Raw genomic sequence first — 17,661 nt, 5'->3', positions numbered from 1 at the left:
ACCGCCTGGCATCTCCGGACCGCGCACGGGACGGACGGGAGGCACGGTGCCGGGCCGCCACGCGCCTCCCGACCGACCGCCGGACCGACCGGAGGCACGGTGCCGGGCCGCCACGGGCCTCCCGACCGGCGCGGAGGGTCGTCGTCTCAGACCTGCGGTGCGGACCGCGGACGCACCAGACCGTCGGACGGCAGCACGGGTGCAGCGTCGGCGAGCGCCGCACGTGTCGCCGCGAGCAGGTGCTGCGCGGTCTGCACGCCGTTGGCGGACCCCGTCGTCGCCTGCCCGCCGGCGTGGGCGAGGAGCTGGGCACCGATCGCGGGGCCGATGCGCTCGGCCTCGCCGGGGTTCCGCGCGACCCAGTCGCGCGCCACGGCGTCGGCGAGCCGCTCCGCCGCTGCACCCCGTTCGGCGTCGCCACGTGAGCGGTGCCAGAGCGCCGTGACGACGAGGTGCGCGACGACCGCACCGATGTCGCGGACCGGGAAGCCCCAGCCGGCGGTGTCGATGTCGAGCAGCCCCGATATGCGCCAGGGCTCGTCCTCGTCGACGAACACCTGCTCGAGGTGCAGGTCGCCGTGCACGACCTGGCGGGTCCCGCTCCCCCAGCTCACCGAGCGCCGCCCGATCTCGTCGTACAGGGCGTCGATCTCCTCGGCGTCCTGCGGCAGCGCGGCGACGAGCGTCCGGCGGTGCCAGTCGGCGTGGTCCATGGCGTCCGCTCGGGCCTGCTGCGTCATCGGCACGGTCGCGATGCGGCCGGTCAGCGCGGCGAGCGAGGCGACGAAGCGCGGGTCGTCGGCGATCTCGGTGATGCGGCTGCCGGCGGGGACCCCGCGGATCCGCTCGAGCACGAGCAGGCCGTCCCCGCGGCTCGAGAGCACGCGCGGGACCGGGAGCCCGGCCGCGACGAACTGCTCGTGGGACTCCACGATCGGGGCCACCCGGTGCGGGCGGACGATCTTGAGGAAGAGGGTGCGTTCCGGGGCGTCGACCCGGACCACGGCACGCTTGCCCGGACGGTAGGCCGCCACGGACAGCACCGGGTCGGTGACCGGCATGCCGATCCCGCCGAGCAGGTCGGTCACGGCGTCGCGGTACGTCACCTGCGGGAGCACCGGCAGCCCGGGGTCGTTCGGGTACGCCCACACCGACACCGGGTCACCCGTGACCGGGTCGGTGACGATCGCGCTGTTCTGGTCGTGCGTGCCGCCGGTGTCGACGTACGTCAGGACCGTGGCGCGCTGGCCGGCGCGGTCGACCGTGTCGACCTCGTAGCCGTAGAGGTACCCGTTGCCGGAGGGTTCGACCGAGTGGGCGCGCGCTGCGACGACGGAGGTCCCGGAGCCGGCGAAGGCCTGCGGGATGACGCGCTCGTGGTTGGGCCACACGGGACCAGTCAACCGTGCCCGTGCGGATTCGTCGCCATCGTGCACGGCTCGGCGTGCGGCTCGTGGCTACCGTGGTGGTCGTGAACCCGGTCGCGCGCCTCCGCAGTTCCGCCCGCACGCCCTTCCTGCAGGTCGTGAAGACGGCGGTGGCCGTGGTGGCCGCGGTCCTGCTCTGCCGGGTCCTCATCGACGGACCGTTCCCGACGTTCGCCGCGATCGCCGCGCTGCTCGTCGTGCAGCCGAGCATCACCCAGTCGTTCGTCAAGGGGCTCGAACGCAGCGCCGGGGTCGTGCTCGGCGTCGTGCTCGCGACGGGGTTCCACCTGTGGCTCGGCGACGGCGTGTGGGTCGTGCTCGTCGTGATCGTGCTCGCGATCCTGCTCAGCTGGGCCCTCCGGCTCACCCCGACCTCGGCGACCCAGGTCGGCATCAGCGGCATGCTCGTGCTGACCGCCGGGGTCGTCACCCCGAACTACTCCGCCGACCGGATCCTGGAGACCGTCGTCGGTGCACTGGTCGCGCTCGTGGTGAACGCGCTCATCGTCCCGCCGGTGCTGCTCGAACCGGCGCACCTCGCCGTCGCCCGGCTGGCCCGCGACACCGCCGCCGCGTTCGAGCGGATCGCGATCGGCCTGACCGAGGGGTGGGACGAGGCCCGGTGGCACGAGGCCCTGCTGCAGGCCCGGGCGCTCCGCCAGCAGCACGCGCGCACCGAGGCCTCGCTGACCGCGGCGGGCGAGTCGCTCACGATGAACCCGCGCGGCGGCCGGCACCGCACGATCCTGGAACGGGACGTCGCCGTCACCGAGCACCTCCGCGTGCTCGTGACCCGCGTCACGGGCATGACCCGCGCGATCCGGGACAACACCGCCGAGGACCTGCGCGCGGACCCTGTGGTGGGGAGCATCGCCACCGAGGTCGCCCGCATCGGGGCAGACGTCCGGTCGCTGAGCGCACGGGTGGAGGCCACGCGGCTCGACGCCCGGGACGAGGGAGCGCGGCCGGACGGGGTCGACGGTCTCCGTGGTGCGGGTGGGGTGTCGGACGGCACCGACGCGGCGGGCGACGGCGACAGTGGTGCGGGCGAGGCCGTCGGCGGTACCGGTGCGCGCGACGGCGGCGGTGCGGTCGCCGGGTTCGGTGTCGCGGAGCCCGCGCTGACCAGGCCGATCCGGGTGGTCCGGCCGAACTCACGGCACTGGGTGCTCATCGGGGCGCTGCTCGAGGACATCCGACGGGTGCGCGAGGAGCTGCTCGGCGAGGACGACTGAGGCGCGGGGCGCGGGCCGTGCCGCCGTCAGGTTTGCGCGTGCACCGCGGCGGCCGCCGTCAGGCCCGCGCGTGCACCGCGGTGGCCGCCGTCAGGCCTGCGCACGCACCGCGGTGGCCGCCGTCAGGCCTGCGCGTGCACCGCTGTGGCCGCCTCGACCGCCGCCTGTGCGATGTCGTCCCACACCGCCGGCGCCCCACCCGGATCGGAGGCGGCACCGTCGACCGACGCGAACCGCTGCACCTCGGCCACCACGACCTCGGCACCGGCGACCCGCGCCGCTCGGCTGGCGGCGTCGGAGACGCTCGTCAGCAGGTCGGCGAGGACGCGGTCACGCCGCGAGCCCTCCAGCTCGCCGAGCACCCCCAGGCCGGAGCGGGCCGCGACGAGTTCGGCACGCAGTCGGACGAGGGCCGGGTGGGCCGGCTGGTCGTTCATCGTTCCCCCAAGAACCACATGAGGGCCCGTCGGGTACGGGTCCTCGCGGGGAACCCTAGCAACGAGCTGTGACATGCTCCCGCCCCAGTCCGTGGGACGCACGTCCTACCCCTGTCCACGGGTCGCCCGGACCGCAGACGCACAGAAGTCACTGTGACGAGATTCAGCGACTTCGGAGCCGCCACTGCCCCCGGGGCCCGGTTCGATGCCACGATGGGGTCCGAGGAGGTCGATCATGCGCCTGTTGGTGGTCGAGGACGACGACGAGATGCGCGCGCTCATGGAGCGCGGGCTCGCTGCGGAGGGGTACCGCGTCACTGCGGTCGAGAACGGTGTGGAAGCGCTCATCGCGCTCGGCGAGCAGGGGTTCGACCTCGCGATCGTCGACGTGATGATGCCCGGCATGTCCGGGTTCGAGCTCGCCCGACGCATCCGCGAACGCGAGGACCCGGTGCGCATCCTGCTCGTCACCGCGCGCGACGCCGTGGACGACCGGGTGTTCGGCCTCGACGCCGGAGCCGACGACTACCTCACCAAGCCGTTCGCCTTCGCGGAACTCACCGCCCGCCTGCGCGCCCTCGGCCGGCGTGAGTCCGCCGGTGCCCCGCGCACCATCGAGGTCGGCGACGTCGCGATCGACTCCGAGGCCCGCCGGGTCTCGATCAAGGGCCAGCGCGTCGCGGTGAGCCCGACCGAGTTCGCCCTCCTCCGCCTGCTCGCCCGCTCGGTCGGCACCGTGGTCGACCGGCCGAAGATCCTCGAGGAGGTCTGGGACGGCTCGCAGCACGTCGACCCGAACGTCGTCGAGCAGTACATCTCGTACCTCCGCAAGAAGCTGACCTCGCACGAGGCGACGGTCGCCATCGCCACGGTCCGCGGTCGCGGGTACCGGCTCGACCTGCTCGGGGCGTGACCGACCCCGCGCCCAGGGCCGGGACCGACCGCGTCCGCAGCGGTCTGCCCCGGCCGCTGCGCGTGCTCTCCCTGCGGGCGCGGATCACGATCGGCTCGACCGCGATAGCCGCCGTGGTGATCCTGCTGCTCGTGCTCGTCATGCGGTTCCAGGTCGTGAGCGTCGTCGCGAGTGCGACCCGGACGCTGCTCGACGCCGACGTCGACCCGTACGTGGCGACGCTCGAGGTCGACAGCGACCCGGACCTGTCCGCGCCGGGCAACGCGCAGCTCGTCGCGGTCGTCGACCCGTCCGGCAAGATCCGGCTGTCGACCATGCCGCCCCGGGTCGAACGCGCGCTCGGCAGCCTCACCTCGACCAAGGCCGGCACCTCGCTCATCGACGTCTCCGACTCCGAGTACCGGGTCGTCATCGAGCACCCCGTGAACCAGGCCGGGCGGTGGACCGTCGTCGCAGCACGCAACTCCCAGGCCGAGGCGATCGTCGTCGACGACCTCACCACGACGCTGTCGCTCACCGGGCTCGCGATCCTCATCGCGTTCGGGGTCGCCTCGTGGGCCCTCGCCACCGCCGCCCTGCGCCCGGTGAACCGGATGCGCCGTGAGGCCGAGCGGCTCTCGGTCGCCCCCGAACGCGCCGAGCTGCCGGTCGGCCCGGCGCAGGACGAACTGGCCTCGCTCGCCACCACCCTCAACGCGTTCCTCGCCCGCACCCGCCAGGTCACCGAGCGCGAGCGCCAGATGGTGTCGGACGCGAGCCACGAGCTCCGGACGCCCCTGGCGATCCTCACCACCCAGCTCGACCTGGCCTCGCTCGACGGGGACGACGCCGCTGCGCTCGCCGCCCACATCGACCGCGCCAAGCGGAGCGTCGCCCGGCTCTCGCGTCTGGCGAACGACCTGCTCACGCTCTCCCGCATCGAGGAGTCGGAGCGCCGCGAGGAGGACGGCGTCCAGCAGACGACGACCGCGTGGTCCGACCTCGGCGACGAGGTGATGGCCGCGGTGGACCGCGTCCGCATGATCGCGTCGGCGAAGGACGTCACGGTCGACTTCGACCTCGAGCCGCCGACCCTCCCGTCGGGCAGCTCGTCCGGGGCCACCGGCGCGGGCACGAGCGACACTGCGTCCGCCGAACCGCGGTACCGCCTGGACACCGGCGGCATGGCGCAGCTGGTCACCAACACCGCCAGCAACGCGGTCGCGGCGTTGCCCCGCGGCGGCGGCGTGTACGTGTCGTGGCGCAGCGACGGCACCGACGGCGTCCTGCAGATCACCGACGACGGACCGGGCGTGCCCGAGTCGTTCATCCCGGTCGCGTTCGACCGGTTCACCCGTCCCGACGAGGCCAGGACCTCGCGCCGGGACCCGGACCCGGCGACGGGCGGGGTCCCGATGCCGGGCGGCTCCGGCCTCGGGCTCGCGATCGTCCGTGCGATCGCAGAACGGGCGGGAGGCACGGCGTCCCTCCGCAACGTGCGTTCGGGTGGTCTCGAGGTCACCATCCGGGTGCCGGCGGTGCCCGCCGAGGGCTGAAGCCCGTCGCACGCGCGAGGCGGCCGCCGGGGCCGACCGCGGTCACTGGAAGTCCCGCGACCGTGTCCGGACGGCGAGCGGCAGGTGTTCGATCCGGTCCGCGACGACGTTGACCACACCGTCCGGGGACCGCTCGAGGATGCCCCGCACGATCACCGCGGGTGACTCACGCGCCACCCGTCGGTAGCGTCCCCACACCCCGACGCTGCAGATCACGTTCACCAACCCGGTCTCGTCCTCGACGTTGAGGAACGTGATCCCCGACGCCGTCGCGGGCCGCTGCCGGTGGGTGACGATCCCGCCGACCTCGATGCGACGCCCGGACTCGGCCGTCGCGGTGTCCTGCACGCTGAGCACGCCGCGGGCGAGGAGCCGGTCGCGGAGGTGCCCCACCGGGTGGTCGTCGGTCGTCATCCCCGTCGACCACATGTCCGCGATGAGCACGTCGCCGCTCGTCATCTGCCCGAACAGCGGCGGCTGCACGGTCACCTGGGTGTCCGGGAGCTGGTCGGGGCGCTCGGCGGCGGCCTGGGCAGCGGACCACATGCCGCTCCGGCGGTCGATCCCGAGGCCCGCGAAGGCGTCTGCGGCCGCGAGGGCCTCGAGCTGCGCGGTGCTCAGCCGGACCCGTCGGGCGAGGTCGGACATGTCCGTGAACGGTCCGTGCGCCGTGCGTTCGGCGACGATGGCCTCGGCGCTCCGCCGCCCGAGCGACGCCACCTCGGCCAGCCCGAGCCGGACCGCGAACGCACCGTCGCGTCGGTGCTGCGCGGTGTCGTCGGGTGCCGAACCGTCGAACGGCAGCACCGGGGGCTGCTCCTCGGCCGTGCAGGCGTCGAGCCCGGTCGGCGCGGTGTCCGCCGTCCCGTCGAGGGGCTCCAGCGTCGCGTCGACCCCCGACTGCAGGACGTCGGGACGCAGCACCTGCACGCCGTGTCGACGCGCGTCGGCGACGAGCGTCTGGGGTGAGTAGAACCCCATCGGCTGCGCCCGGAGCAGTGCCGCCAGGAACGCTCCCGGGTAGTGCAACCGCATCCACGCGCTCGCGTACACGATGAGCGCGAAGCTGATCGAGTGGCTCTCGGCGAAGCCGAAGTTCGCGAAGGCCTGGATCTTCGCGTAGATCGCGTCGGCGTCGTCCCCGTGGATGTCGTTCGCCGCCATGCCGAGGTAGAGCTTCTCGCGCAGCCGCTCGATCTTCTCGAGTCCGCGCTTCGACCCCATCGCCCGCCGCAGCAGGTCGGCGTCGTCGCCCGAGCACCCGCCCACGGCGATCGCCATCTGCATCAGCTGCTCCTGGAACAGCGGCACCCCGAGCGTCCGCTCCAGCACGGGCTCGAGCGCCGGGTGGATGTAGGTGATCGGTTCCTCACCGGTACGTCGTCGGATGTAGGGGTGCACCGCGCCGCCCTGGATCGGCCCGGGGCGCACCAGGGCCACCTCGATGACCAGGTCGTAGAAGCGCCGGGGCAGCAGCCGCGGGAGCGTGCCCATCTGCGCCCGGGACTCCACCTGGAACACCCCGATCGTGTCGGCACGGCAGAGCTGGTCGTAGACGCCCTGCTCCTCCTTCGGGATGGAGTGCATGTCCCAGCGCTCCCCGCAGTGCTCGTCGGCCAGGTCGAACGCGTACTGCAGCGCCGCGAGCATGCCGAGACCGAGCATGTCGAACTTCACGAGCCCCATGTAGGCGCAGTCGTCCTTGTCCCACTGCAGGACCGTGCGGCCGTCCATCCGGGCGTGCTCGATCGGCACGACCTCGCCCACCGGCCGGTCCGTCAGCACCATGCCACCGGAGTGGATGCCGAGGTGCCGCGGGAACCCGAGCACCTGCTGCGCCATGTCCACCACGGTGTCGGGGATGTCGTGGTCCTGGCTCTCGGTCACCGAACCCCAGCGCTCGACCTGCTTCGACCACGCGTCCTGCTGCCCGGGACTGTGCCCGAGTGCCTTCGCCATGTCGCGGACGGCGCCCTTCGGCCGGTAGGTGATGACGTTCGCCACCTGCGCGGCGTTGAACCGGCCGTACTTGTCGTAGACGTACTGGATGACCTCTTCGCGCCGGTCGGAGTCGAAGTCGACGTCGATGTCGGGCTCCTCGTCGCGCATCGCCGACAGGAACCGCTCGAACGGCAGCCCGTACCGGATCGAGTCGACGGCGGTGATCTCGAGCAGGTAGCAGACCGCCGAGTTCGCCGCGGAGCCGCGCCCCTGGCAGAGGATCCCGCGGTCGCGGGCGAACTGCACCATGTCGCGCACGATCAGGAAGTAGCCCGGGAAGTCCTTCTCCTCGATCACCGAGAGCTCGCGTTCGATGCGTTCGCGCTTGAGCGGGTCGACGCCGTCCGCGCTGCCCGGGTAGAACCGACGGGCGCCGCGCCAGGTGAGCTCGCGGAGCCACGACATCGTCGTGTGCCCCGCCGGGACGTCGACGTCGGGCAACCCCGGCTTGGCGGCCCGCAGCCGGAAGCCGAGCGCGTCGGCGAGGTCGACGGTGGTCGCCACCGCGCCGGGGTACCGGGCGAAGCGACGGGCCATCTCGGCCCCGGACCGCAGGTGTGCGGTCGGGGCGGCGGGCAGCCAGCCGTCGGCCTCGTCGAGGCTGCGCCGCGCCCGCACCGCGGCGAGTGCGGTCGCCACGGGGAAGCGGTCCGGGGTCGCGTAGTGCACGTTCCCGGTCGCCACGACGGGCAACGCGTGCCGGGCAGCGAGGTCGGACAGGGCGTCGTTGCGGGCCGAGTCGAGCGGGTCGCCGTGGTCGGTCAGCTCGACGACGACCCCGGCGGTGCCGAACCGGTCGAGCAGCGTGCGCAGGGCCTCGTCGGCCGCCGACTCGCCCCCGCGCTCGAGCGCCTGCCGGACGGCCCCCTTCCGGCAGCCGGTGAGGACCCGCCAGTGCCCGTCCGCCCGGGCCGCGAGGTCGTCGAGGTCGTACTGCGGGCGCCCCTTCTCGGCCCCGGGTGCGAGGTGTGCCCGCGTCACCGCGGCGGCGAGCCGGTGGTAACCCTCCTGGCCGTCGGCGAGCAGCAGCAGGTGCGTGCCCTCGGGATCGGGCACCCCGTTCTGCGGCTCGGTGAGTCCCAGGGACAGCTCGGTGCCGTAGACGGTCGCCACCGTCGGGTACGCCTCGGCGACCTCGGCCATCCGAGCGGCACCGTAGAAGCCGTCGTGGTCGGTGAGCGCCAGCCCGTGCAGGTGCAGCCGTGCGGCCTCCTCGACCAGGTGCTCGGGACCGCTCGCGCCGTCGAGGAAGCTGAACGTCGAGTGCGCGTGCAGCTCGGCGTACGGGACGACCGGTTCGGCGTCCTCGGAGGGCGCGGGCGGCGGGACGTACCGGGACCGCTTGCGCGACCAAGCGGGACTGTCCCCGCCGTCGCCGGCGTGTGTGCTCTCGGGACGCTTGTCCGACAGTGCCCGCTCGAACTGCGACCACGGGATCGGGGGGTTGCTGTAGCCCATCAGCACTCCTCGTCGTCGGGACGGGGGCCCACGTCACGGCCGCGGTTCACGTCGCGACCGCCTCGGCCCACCAGCGATGGTCGGCCAGTACCAGGTACCAGGCACGACCGTCGCCGTCGACGAGCTGCAACCGGTGCAGCCGCCGCCCGCCCGACTCCCACCAGCGCACGACGAGCGGCCAGGGCCCGGCCCACGCGGTGACGGGGGCGAACCGTCCGCCCCGCTCCCCCTCGGCCCGGAACCGTTCGGGCGCGCCGGTCAGGACGCCGCGCTCGTCGACGTCCACGGAGCCGCCGTCGGTCGTGACGACGTCCACCGGGCGGGGGCGTTCGAGCACCGTCGCCGGCGGGGGGCCGGGCAGCTTGCCGGGCCACGGGCGGTCCCTGACGGTCGCCAGGGCACGCTCACCGCCCACGGGGGCGTCGCCCCACGGCACGAGCACGACACGCTCCGCCAGGGTGCGTCCGCCACCGACCCGCGGGGTGACGACGCCCTCGTGCCCGACGAGCCCCTGCACCCGGGCCAGGGCGTGGTGCACGCGCTCGTCGGGTCCCGTGCCCCACAGCCCGCGTTCGTGGTTCGCGGCGTCGTCCACCGCGACCGGCTCCAGCACGACCTGGACGACGGGCGCCTCGAGCCCCGAGGGGTCCACCCCGCCGGCCAACTGCCAGCGCACCCGGTCGACCACGTCGGCGGCGTCGAACCACCGCGGGTGGACCCAGGTGCGTTCGAGCAGCAGGTCCCGTTCGTCGACGATGCCCACGCGGATGGTCGTCGCGACGAGCCCCGCGGAGCGGAGCCGGGCGGCGAAGTCGTCGGCCGACCGGCGGAACGCGAACGCGATCTGGTCGGCACGGTCGAGCGGCGGCTCGAACGACGCCTCGACACGGAACTCGGGCGGCACCTCGCGCGCAGCGACCTCGCGTGGGTCACGGCCCCCCGCGAGGCGGTGCAGGAACGCCCCGGGGACGCCGAACCGGTCACGCACCTGCTCGTCGCCGAGCGCGGCGAAGTCCCCCAGGGTGCTGATCCCCAGTCGGCCGAGCAGCATCGCCAGGTCGACGTCGCCGAGCACGCCCAGCGGCAGGTCGGCGAGGAACGCAGCGGACCCGCCCACGGGCACGATCCGCACGCGCTCCCCCGGTCGCACCGGACGTGCCCGGGCGGCCTGCTCGGCGGCGAACGGGGTGTCGGCCACCCCGGCGCGGACACCGGGGGCACCATGGTCGGCCGCGATGCCCGCGAGGGTCGCCGCAGCCGCACGCTCGCCGCCGTAGTAGCGCGCGGGACCGCGGGAGCGCAGCGCGACGGTGCCGGGCCGCAGGACCTCGACCCCGGGGACCGCGGTCTCGATCGCCCGGATGACCGGTTCGAACGCCCGGTGGTCGAGTGCGTCGTCGTACGGCTGCACCACGAGTCCCGGGCAGCGCGCCTGGGCCTCGCGCACGCGGAGCCCGCGGACGACCCCCTGCTGGCGGGCGCTGGCGGAACTCGCGTAGACCTCGCCCTTGGCGACGAGCGCGAACGGCTGGTCGGGCGGTGTCCCCGCTGCCCGGGCAGCGGCGATCACCGGCCAGTCCGGGCACCAGAGCACGATCGTGCGGGTGGGCGGGGGTTCGGGCAGCGCTCCGCCCCGGGCGACGGCGTCGGCTCGGACCGTCGCCGGTCCGGGGACACCCGTCCCGGTGCTGCGGGGCGACGCGGCCCGCGTGCGGGTGCCCCGGGGCCGACCGCCGCCGCGCGGGGTCACGACGCCACCGCCACGGGACGCAGGACGCGGGACGCGCCGCCGACCGAGCCGGCGGTGGTCACGGGCTCGACCGGGCGCACCGCGCCGTCGGCGGCGGGCAGGAGCAGTTCGGCGTGCACCGGACGTCCGGCGCCGGCGCGGCCCGAGGCGGTCACGGTCGCGCGACGCTCGACCAGGTGTCCGTACCCGTCACCGATGCCGCTCCACACCGAGTCCGTCACCTGCAGCGTGACGTCGGCACCCGGCCACGAGCCCAGGGCCACGAGCGCTCCGCCACGCTGCCGCAGGCGCGCCGACAGCCGGGACACGTCCCCCGGCACCACGCGGCCGAGCGGTCGCGTGAGCACGATCTGGGCGACGTCGGCGAGTGCCGCCGTCACGGTCAGCCACTGGTCGCCCGGGTCCGGGACGAGCACGAGCCGCTCGAGGTCGATCCCCATCGCCGCTGCAGCCTCGACCCCGAAGGAGGGCACCCCCACCACCGCGCACCAGGCGCCCTCGGCCGAGGCCGCCTGCAACATGGTCATCGCGAGCAGCACCGACTCCTGCACCGCGTAGGCACCACCGACCCGGATCGCCCCACCCGGCAGCAACGGTTGCAGTGCCGGGGCCGTCGGGAGCCCCTGTACGTCGACCCGCGTGGCCTCCATCTCGGCGACCCGGGACCGGAGCGCCGTGATGCGGTCGAGCGCGGCACGGGCGTCTCCGAGGTGGTCGACACGGCGCACGGGACGGGCCGGGTCCGAGCGCACCTGTTCGGTGCGCGTCGGCTCCGGACGCACCTGGTCGGGGTCCGACAGGTCCGTGTGGATCCGGTCCGGATCGGGGCGGGCAGGTCTGCTGCGTCCGGACGTCTCGCGCCCGGACGACAGGAGTGCCGCCGCCGTCTGCATGCCCTCATGTTCGAACATGTGTTCGATCATGTCAACCGGGTCCGACATCCTGTGGACAGTCAGCCCGAACGCACGTTCGACACGCCGGTGATCCGCGGATCGCGCAACGCGAGTACACGCGCGCACGAGCCCGAACCCGAGCACCCAGGCCCGCGCCCGTCACCAGCGCCCGACGACCCCCAGCCCGCCGAACACCGACCGCGTCTTCGTCTCGACCTCGTCCGCCTCGTCCGCCGCCACCGAGGACCACGTCACCGCTCCCCCGGCCCCGAAGGACCGGGACCGGACCGCGCCCGCGTCGTCGAGGACCGTCACCAGTGTCCGGATCGCCACCGACAGGTCGACGGTGCCGTCCGTCGAGAAGTACCCGACCGCGCCCGAGTACACCCCGCGCGGCGCACCCTCGAGCCGGTCGGCGATCGCGGTCGCGCTGCGCTTCGGCGCGCCCGTCATCGACCCCGGCGGGAACGCGGCACGGACCACCTCGGCCCGCGACGCGCCCGGGGGCAGCTGCGCCGACACCGTCGACACGAGCTGGTGCACGCTCGCGTAGGTCTCGACCGCGCAGAGCCGCTCGACGTGCACCGAGCCGGGCACCGCCGAGCGCAGCAGGTCGTTGCGCAGCAGGTCGACGATCATGACGTTCTCGGCGCGGTCCTTGCCGCTCGTCGCCAGGTCGGCCCGCACCACGGCGTCCCGGCCCGGGTCCGGGTCGCGACGACGGGTGCCCTTGATGGGTTCGGCGAGGACCCGCCCGCCGGCGTCGATGCGCAGGAACCGTTCCGGCGAGCGGCTCGCGACCCGGAGCGGTCCGAGCCGCAGGTAGGCGCCGAACGGCACCGGGTCGACGGCGCGCAGCCGCAGGTACTCGTCCAGGTGCGGGTCCGTGGCGGGCCCGACCCGCGCCTCCAGGCCGACCGCGAATGCGGTGGTGAGGCACACCTGGAAGGCGTTGCCCTCGCGGATCTCCGCGCGGCAGGTCTCGACCGCGGTCTCGTAGGCGGCCCGCGACACGCGCCCGGTCGCCACACCGGTCGGGAGGCCCGTGGCCGCGCCCGCCCCGCCGGTCACGCCCGGCACCCCGGTCACCGCACCGGCCGGGAGGCCCGTGGTCGCGCCCGCGTCCACCGCGGCGGCCGGTCGCGTGGTCACCTCGTCGAGCCACGCGCGGTTCGCCGTGCTGGCCGCGCCTGCCGCACCGTCCGTGTCCGTGCCCGCTTCCGCGTCCGCGCCCGTGTCCGTGTCCGTGTCCACGACGAGGGCGAGCGCCCACGCGCCGCCATCCGCGTCGACCACGACGGCCCGGTCCACGAACCGCAGGTCGGCGTCCGCGTGCTGCCCGGCGGTCCGGTCCGGCCCGTCGGTCTCACGGCCGAGCTCGTACCCGAGGAAGCCCACCCACCCCAGCGCGAAGCCGCACCCGGCGATCGGCGCGGTGCAGGCCGGTGTGCGTGCGAGCAGGTCCCCGAGCGTCGCGAACGCGCCCGCGTCGACGCTCCGCGAGGGACCGAACCACGCCTCCGCGGCCGGGGACACGTCGAGGAGTGCACGACGGTCCTCGTGCCGGAACCCGGCACCGAACGGCCCGCCGGTCAGGGCGAGGACGGACCAGCGGGCCCGCTCACGTGCGGCGTCCGGTGCGCCGTCGGGCAGGGCGGAGTCGAGCCAGACGACGTCGCCGGCCGCCGAGGCCGCGAGGGAGCCGAGGTCCGGGGTCCACCCGAACCGGCGGACGAGCGCCCGCGCTCCGGTCAGACCGCGGCGATCGTCCACGAGGCGGCGTGCGAGGCGTGCGGCTCGAGCACGACGAGCCCCGACTCCTCGCCGGTGTTGAAGGCGTCCGGCGCGCACGTCATCGGCTCGACGGCCAGGCCGACGCGGTGGTACTCGGGGACGACGTGGTCGGCGGTGTGCACCTGCACCCACGGGCACTCGGGACCGAACGCCACGCGGACGCCGCGGCCGTCGGCACCGGTGAGGACGATCGTCGCGACCCCCTCGCCGCCGCGGTCGAAGTCGGTGTAGGCGTGGTCGATGAAGCGGTCGCCGATCGGGGTCGCGGTGCGGAGGTCGAACTCGTCGTGCACGTCGGCGAGGCCGGTCGGCACGAGACGGTCCTCGGTCACCTCGAGCACCCGGGCCGCCGGCAGCGTGAGCGTCCAGTCGTCGACGCGCCCCGCGCCGCCGACCAGGTACGGGTGCGGACCGGTCCCCCAGGGCGCGGACTCGTGCCCGGTGTTCGTGCCGGTCACGGTGGTGTGCAGACCGTCGGCGTCGACGCGGTACTCGACCAGGACGTCCACGCGGTACGGGTAGCCCTCCTGCGCGGCGACCGTGGTGGCGAGGACGGCACGGTCCGGCTCGTGCGCGACCGTGCGGAAGTCCGTCCACGCGACCAGACCGTGCAGGGCGTGGTGGCGCTTCGGCTCGGTCAGGGCCAGCTCGTGCTCCCGGCCGCCGAACGTGTAGCGGCCGTCCACGACCCGGTTCGGCCACGGAGCGAGGACCGCGCCCCGGAAGGCCGGACGGACCTCGTCGGCGTCGAACGGCACGACCAGGTCGCGGCCCTCGTGCCGGAGGGTGCGCAGCGATGCCCCCACCGAGGCGATCTCGGCGGTGTAGCCCGCCGCGGTGATCGTCAGGGCGGAACCGGACAGGGGCGCGTCGTTGCTCATGCGGATCAGCGTAGCGGGAGCGTGGCGACGGTACGGAACCACCGCGGGGCCGTGGAACGGCACCACCACGGGTCGATCGGGGCCTCGGGGCATCAGGGAGCGACCGGGCCCCGGGAACGCCAGGAGCTCGGGGACGACAGGCGCTCGGGGACGACAGGCGCTCGGGAGCGACAGGCGCTCGTGAACGACAGGCGCTCGAGAACGACGAAACCCCACCGCTCGTGAGCGACGGGGTTCCGGTGTGGGTGGATCTGAGGGGACTCGAACCCCTGACCCCCTGCATGCCATGCAGGTGCGCTACCAGCTGCGCCACAGACCCAGGTCACGGTGCAAGTTCTCACTTGCTCGTGTGGTGTTCCTCCGAACCGGAGGCACCATGGAAGCGTACACCATGCGAACGCCGGGTGACGTAATCGAGCTCGTCACCCGGGCGCGTCGCGTGTGGTGGCCCGATCAGGCGGGCTGGTCGGCGGCGGCGGACTGGTCCACCGGCAGCTCGAGCGGGATGGTCGGGCAGTCCGACCAGAGACGCTCGAGCGAGTAGTACTGGCGGTCTTCCTCGTGGAAGACGTGCACGACGATGTCACCGAAGTCGATGAGCACCCAGCGGCCCTCGGCACGGCCTTCGCGACGGAGCGGCTTGGCGCCGTCGGCGAGGAGCCGGTCCTCGATCTCGTCCGCGATGGCGAGCACGTTGCGCTCGTTCCGGCCGGTCGCGAGCAGGAACACGTCGGTGAGCTGCAGCGGCGCGGTCACGTCGAGGGCGACGAGGTCTTCGGCCTGCTTGGCGTCAGCTGCCTGGGCGGCGAGCTGGACGAGTTCCACTGCACGGGGAGAGGCGGTCACGGAGTCCTTCCGGTCGTCGGACCCGCAGCGTGCGGACCCGTGTGATGGGTCCCGATCATAGGCCACCCCACCGACAGCGGCCAGGCAACGGGCTCGGGGGACGATCGGACCGGCGACGTCGATCGCCACCGGAGTGCGTCTGGTCGGACCACCACGGGGCGGTCCGGACGGGGAACGGCCGGTCAGCCGCCCATGTGCGTCGTGACCAGAGCCACGATGATGACCGCAGCCGCAGCGAGGCCCACGGCACCGACCGTCACACCGAGGATCACCGGCGTGCGGGACTCCTTGGGCTTGGCGGCGGCGAGGACGACCTGTCGCGTCGAGGTGTGGCTGGAGATGGCGCGGCTCGCACGGACCGGGCTCGCGTCCGTCTCGGGCTGCTCGTCGTGCTGCTCGAGCAGACGGTCGACCTCGGCGCCGTCGATCGGTCGGTGCGACCCGGTCGAGGACAGCGACGCGGGCAGGTCGATCGACCCGGTCAGGATCACCTCGCCCGTGGCGTTCAGCGCGCCGGTCGGGTCGGCCAGTGCGGAGTCGGGGAGCACGATCGAGTTCGTGTTCTGCACGGCGACACGGCGGGTGCCGGTCTCCTCGTCGTGCACCTCGGCGTCGTTCGCGTCGTCCGCGAGCTGCGACCAGTGACCGGCCGGCGGGGTGAACGCCGTCGTCACCGGCTTCGGCTCGACCGGACGGGCGAAGGAGGCCGGCACGCGGGGCGCGTCGTCGGCAGAGGCCGGGCGTGCCGACGCGGAGGTCGGGCGCTGGACCGGGACCTCGTTCGTGTCGTCGTCGAGCGACAGCGGGAACACAACCGGCGTCGACGAGGTCGGCAGGTCGGTGCCGGGCGTGGTCGCGGTGTCGGCGGTGTCCGCGTCAGCGTCCTCGTCGGGCGACGACCACGTGGACCGGTGCCGGCGGGGCTCCTCGGCGTGTGCCGCGGCCTCGCTGAGCGGCTCGAGGTCGTCCGGCGAACCGTCGGCCTCGGTCGCCTGCGCGACGGCGGCCGCGTCGAGCCGGACGGTCTCCCCGGGCTCGGGGGCGGACGGCACCGACGGGGTCGGCGTCGAGCCGACGGGGGCCGCGGGCGACGGCACGGAGGGGGCGTCCTGCGCCGAGGGCGCCGGGACGGCCGCACGCTCGGGAGCTGCCGGCGAGGGTGCTGCCGAGGCCGGGCGCACGGGGGTCGGGGGCTCGTCGGTGTCGAGCCGGTCCACGGAACCGAGGACGTCCTGCACGGTGCGGTCGGACGACTGCGGGGTCGGTGCCCGCAGCGGGACGGGCTGGACCGCCTGTCCCTCGGCCTCACGGCGCAGACGGAGCTGACGACGCGTCAGCCCTCCGGTACCGGGGACGATCTCGGTCGCCGAGGCCGGTGCCGGGCTCGCGGGTGACGGCGTGGACGACGAGGGGTCGCCGGACGCCTCGGCGCCGGAGGCCGGGGCGAGCGGGAACGCACCGGGCGTGCCCTGGGCGGACCGCTGCGCCGGCCCGGAGGGCGACGGCGCGACGTGCGAACCCGGGCGGCGGCGTTCCTCGCTCGGCTGGTCGGCCTGCGGCGTGACGGTCGGCGGGGGCGTGACGGGCTGCGAACCGGCTGCGGCGGCACGCTCCCGCTCGCGCGCTTCGCGCCGCGACAGTGGCGGCTGCGCGTCGGACGAACTCATGCAACGCTCCGATACAGATGGTGCTTGGAGATGTACTGGACGACACCGTCGGGGACCAAGTACCACACGGGTGACCCGCGCCTGACCCGGTCGCGGCAGTCGGTGGACGATATCGCCAACGCGGGGACTTCGAGCAAGCTTACGTCGCGTTCGGGCAGTCCGGTGATGCTGAGGTCGTGTCCCGGCCGGGTGACCGCGACGAAGTGCGCCAGGTCCCACAGCCCATCGTGGTCCTTCCAGTCGAGGATCTGCTGGACGGCGTCCGCGCCCGAGATGAAGACGAGCTGGGCATCGGGACGCTGCGCGTGCAGGTCACGGAGCGTGTCGACCGTGTACGTCGGTCCGGGACGGTCGATGTCGACCCGGCTGACCGTGAACATCGGGTTCGACGCCGTCGCGATGACCGTCATGAGGTACCGGTGCTCGGCGTCCGTGACGTCCGACTTCATGTACGGCTGGCCGGTGGGCACGAAGACGACCTCGTCGAGGTCGAAGGCGCGCGCGACCTCCGACGCCGCCACGAGGTGTCCGTGGTGGATCGGGTCGAAGGTGCCACCCATCACACCGATGCGTGGGCGCCCCGTGCTCTCGAGCATCGAGCCGGAGGTCAGTGCTTGGTGTGACCGAACTCGTCCACACCCGTCTCGTGGTGGCGGGTGGCCTCGAACTTCTGGGAGTGGCGGTACGCGACGTCGCGGAAGCTCCAGGTCACGAACCCGAGGAACGTGAAGAAGAGCGCGGCGACCATGGGGAAGACGAACGCGGGGACCCCGGAGGAGTGTTCTGCGGCTTCAGCGAGGAAGGTCATCGGACCGGTGCTCCGT

At 74.0% G+C, this 17,661-nt stretch carries 14 protein-coding genes and 1 tRNA gene; 3 read left to right on the top strand and 12 right to left on the bottom strand.

The genetic code is table 11. The annotated features are described in order from the left end of the window. Nucleotides 1-146 precede the first annotated feature (146 nt). Nucleotides 147-1,391: a phosphotransferase enzyme family protein gene (locus tag QOL16_RS05710; protein WP_065963860.1), complete on the bottom strand. Its 1,245-nt coding sequence runs from the start codon at nt 1,389-1,391 to the stop codon at nt 147-149. Between the two features lie 80 nt (nt 1,392-1,471). Here QOL16_RS05710 and QOL16_RS05705 point away from each other — a divergent pair, with 80 nt between their 5' ends. Continuing rightward, nucleotides 1,472-2,662 carry an aromatic acid exporter family protein gene (locus QOL16_RS05705; RefSeq protein ID WP_175473119.1) on the top strand — a complete coding sequence of 397 codons (1,191 nt, stop codon included), beginning with the start codon at nt 1,472-1,474 and terminating at the stop codon, nt 2,660-2,662. A 122-nt stretch (nt 2,663-2,784) separates the two neighbouring features. Here QOL16_RS05705 and QOL16_RS05700 read toward each other — a convergent pair whose 3' ends face one another. Next, a complete protein-coding gene (locus tag QOL16_RS05700; RefSeq protein WP_071285035.1) occupies nt 2,785-3,099 on the bottom strand; it encodes a hypothetical protein in 315 nt (104 codons plus the stop codon). Between the two features lie 235 nt (nt 3,100-3,334). Between QOL16_RS05700 and QOL16_RS05695 the strand changes: the two genes are divergently transcribed. Beyond that, nucleotides 3,335-4,012, top strand: a complete 678-nt coding sequence (locus QOL16_RS05695) for a response regulator transcription factor (protein ID WP_065963855.1) — start codon at nt 3,335-3,337, stop codon at nt 4,010-4,012. Then, nucleotides 4,009-5,547 carry a cell wall metabolism sensor histidine kinase WalK gene (locus QOL16_RS05690; RefSeq protein WP_083395106.1) on the top strand — a complete coding sequence of 513 codons (1,539 nt, stop codon included), beginning with the start codon at nt 4,009-4,011 and terminating at the stop codon, nt 5,545-5,547. Before QOL16_RS05695 ends, QOL16_RS05690 begins: the two co-directional genes overlap by 4 nt. A gap of 42 nt (nt 5,548-5,589) precedes the next feature. Here the strand turns inward: QOL16_RS05690 and QOL16_RS05685 are convergent, their stop codons facing one another. From QOL16_RS05685 to QOL16_RS05640, 10 genes are all read right to left on the bottom strand, one after another. Next, entirely contained in the window at nt 5,590-9,006 is a 3,417-nt protein-coding gene (locus tag QOL16_RS05685; protein WP_071285036.1) for an error-prone DNA polymerase, read from the bottom strand. 46 nt (nt 9,007-9,052) lie between these two features. Continuing rightward, on the bottom strand, nt 9,053-10,630 hold the full coding sequence (locus tag QOL16_RS05680; RefSeq protein WP_071285063.1) for a DNA polymerase Y family protein: 1,578 nt from the start codon (nt 10,628-10,630) through the stop codon (nt 9,053-9,055). A 122-nt stretch (nt 10,631-10,752) separates the two neighbouring features. Then, entirely contained in the window at nt 10,753-11,667 is a 915-nt protein-coding gene (locus tag QOL16_RS05675) for a hypothetical protein (RefSeq protein ID WP_217637640.1), read from the bottom strand. Between the two features lie 141 nt (nt 11,668-11,808). Further along, complete coding sequence (locus QOL16_RS05670; RefSeq protein WP_071285037.1) at nt 11,809-13,422, bottom strand: anthranilate synthase component I family protein; 1,614 nt, start codon at nt 13,420-13,422, stop codon at nt 11,809-11,811. Next, a complete protein-coding gene (locus QOL16_RS05665; protein ID WP_071245833.1) occupies nt 13,401-14,324 on the bottom strand; it encodes an aldose 1-epimerase family protein in 924 nt (307 codons plus the stop codon). Before QOL16_RS05665 ends, QOL16_RS05670 begins: the two co-directional genes overlap by 22 nt. 246 nt (nt 14,325-14,570) lie before the next feature. Further along, nucleotides 14,571-14,643, bottom strand: a tRNA-Ala gene (locus tag QOL16_RS05660). Between the two features lie 134 nt (nt 14,644-14,777). Beyond that, nucleotides 14,778-15,170, bottom strand: a complete 393-nt coding sequence (gene rsfS / locus QOL16_RS05655; protein WP_071245831.1) for a ribosome silencing factor — start codon at nt 15,168-15,170, stop codon at nt 14,778-14,780. Nucleotides 15,171-15,352: 182 nt separating this feature from the next. Next, complete coding sequence (locus QOL16_RS05650) at nt 15,353-16,837, bottom strand: hypothetical protein (RefSeq protein WP_071245829.1); 1,485 nt, start codon at nt 16,835-16,837, stop codon at nt 15,353-15,355. After that, a complete protein-coding gene (nadD, locus tag QOL16_RS05645; RefSeq protein ID WP_065960247.1) occupies nt 16,834-17,433 on the bottom strand; it encodes a nicotinate-nucleotide adenylyltransferase in 600 nt (199 codons plus the stop codon). The genes QOL16_RS05650 and nadD overlap by 4 nt, the downstream gene beginning before the upstream one ends. 11 nt (nt 17,434-17,444) lie before the next feature. After that, complete coding sequence (locus QOL16_RS05640; protein ID WP_065960243.1) at nt 17,445-17,645, bottom strand: hypothetical protein; 201 nt, start codon at nt 17,643-17,645, stop codon at nt 17,445-17,447. Between the last annotated feature and the right edge of the window lie 16 nt (nt 17,646-17,661).

This window comes from Curtobacterium sp. MCBA15_004 (assembly GCF_001865055.2).
Lineage (GTDB): Bacteria > Actinomycetota > Actinomycetes > Actinomycetales > Microbacteriaceae > Curtobacterium.
The sequence above is the reverse complement of the archived record's forward strand: the minus strand, read 5'-3'. Positions and strand labels throughout refer to the sequence as shown.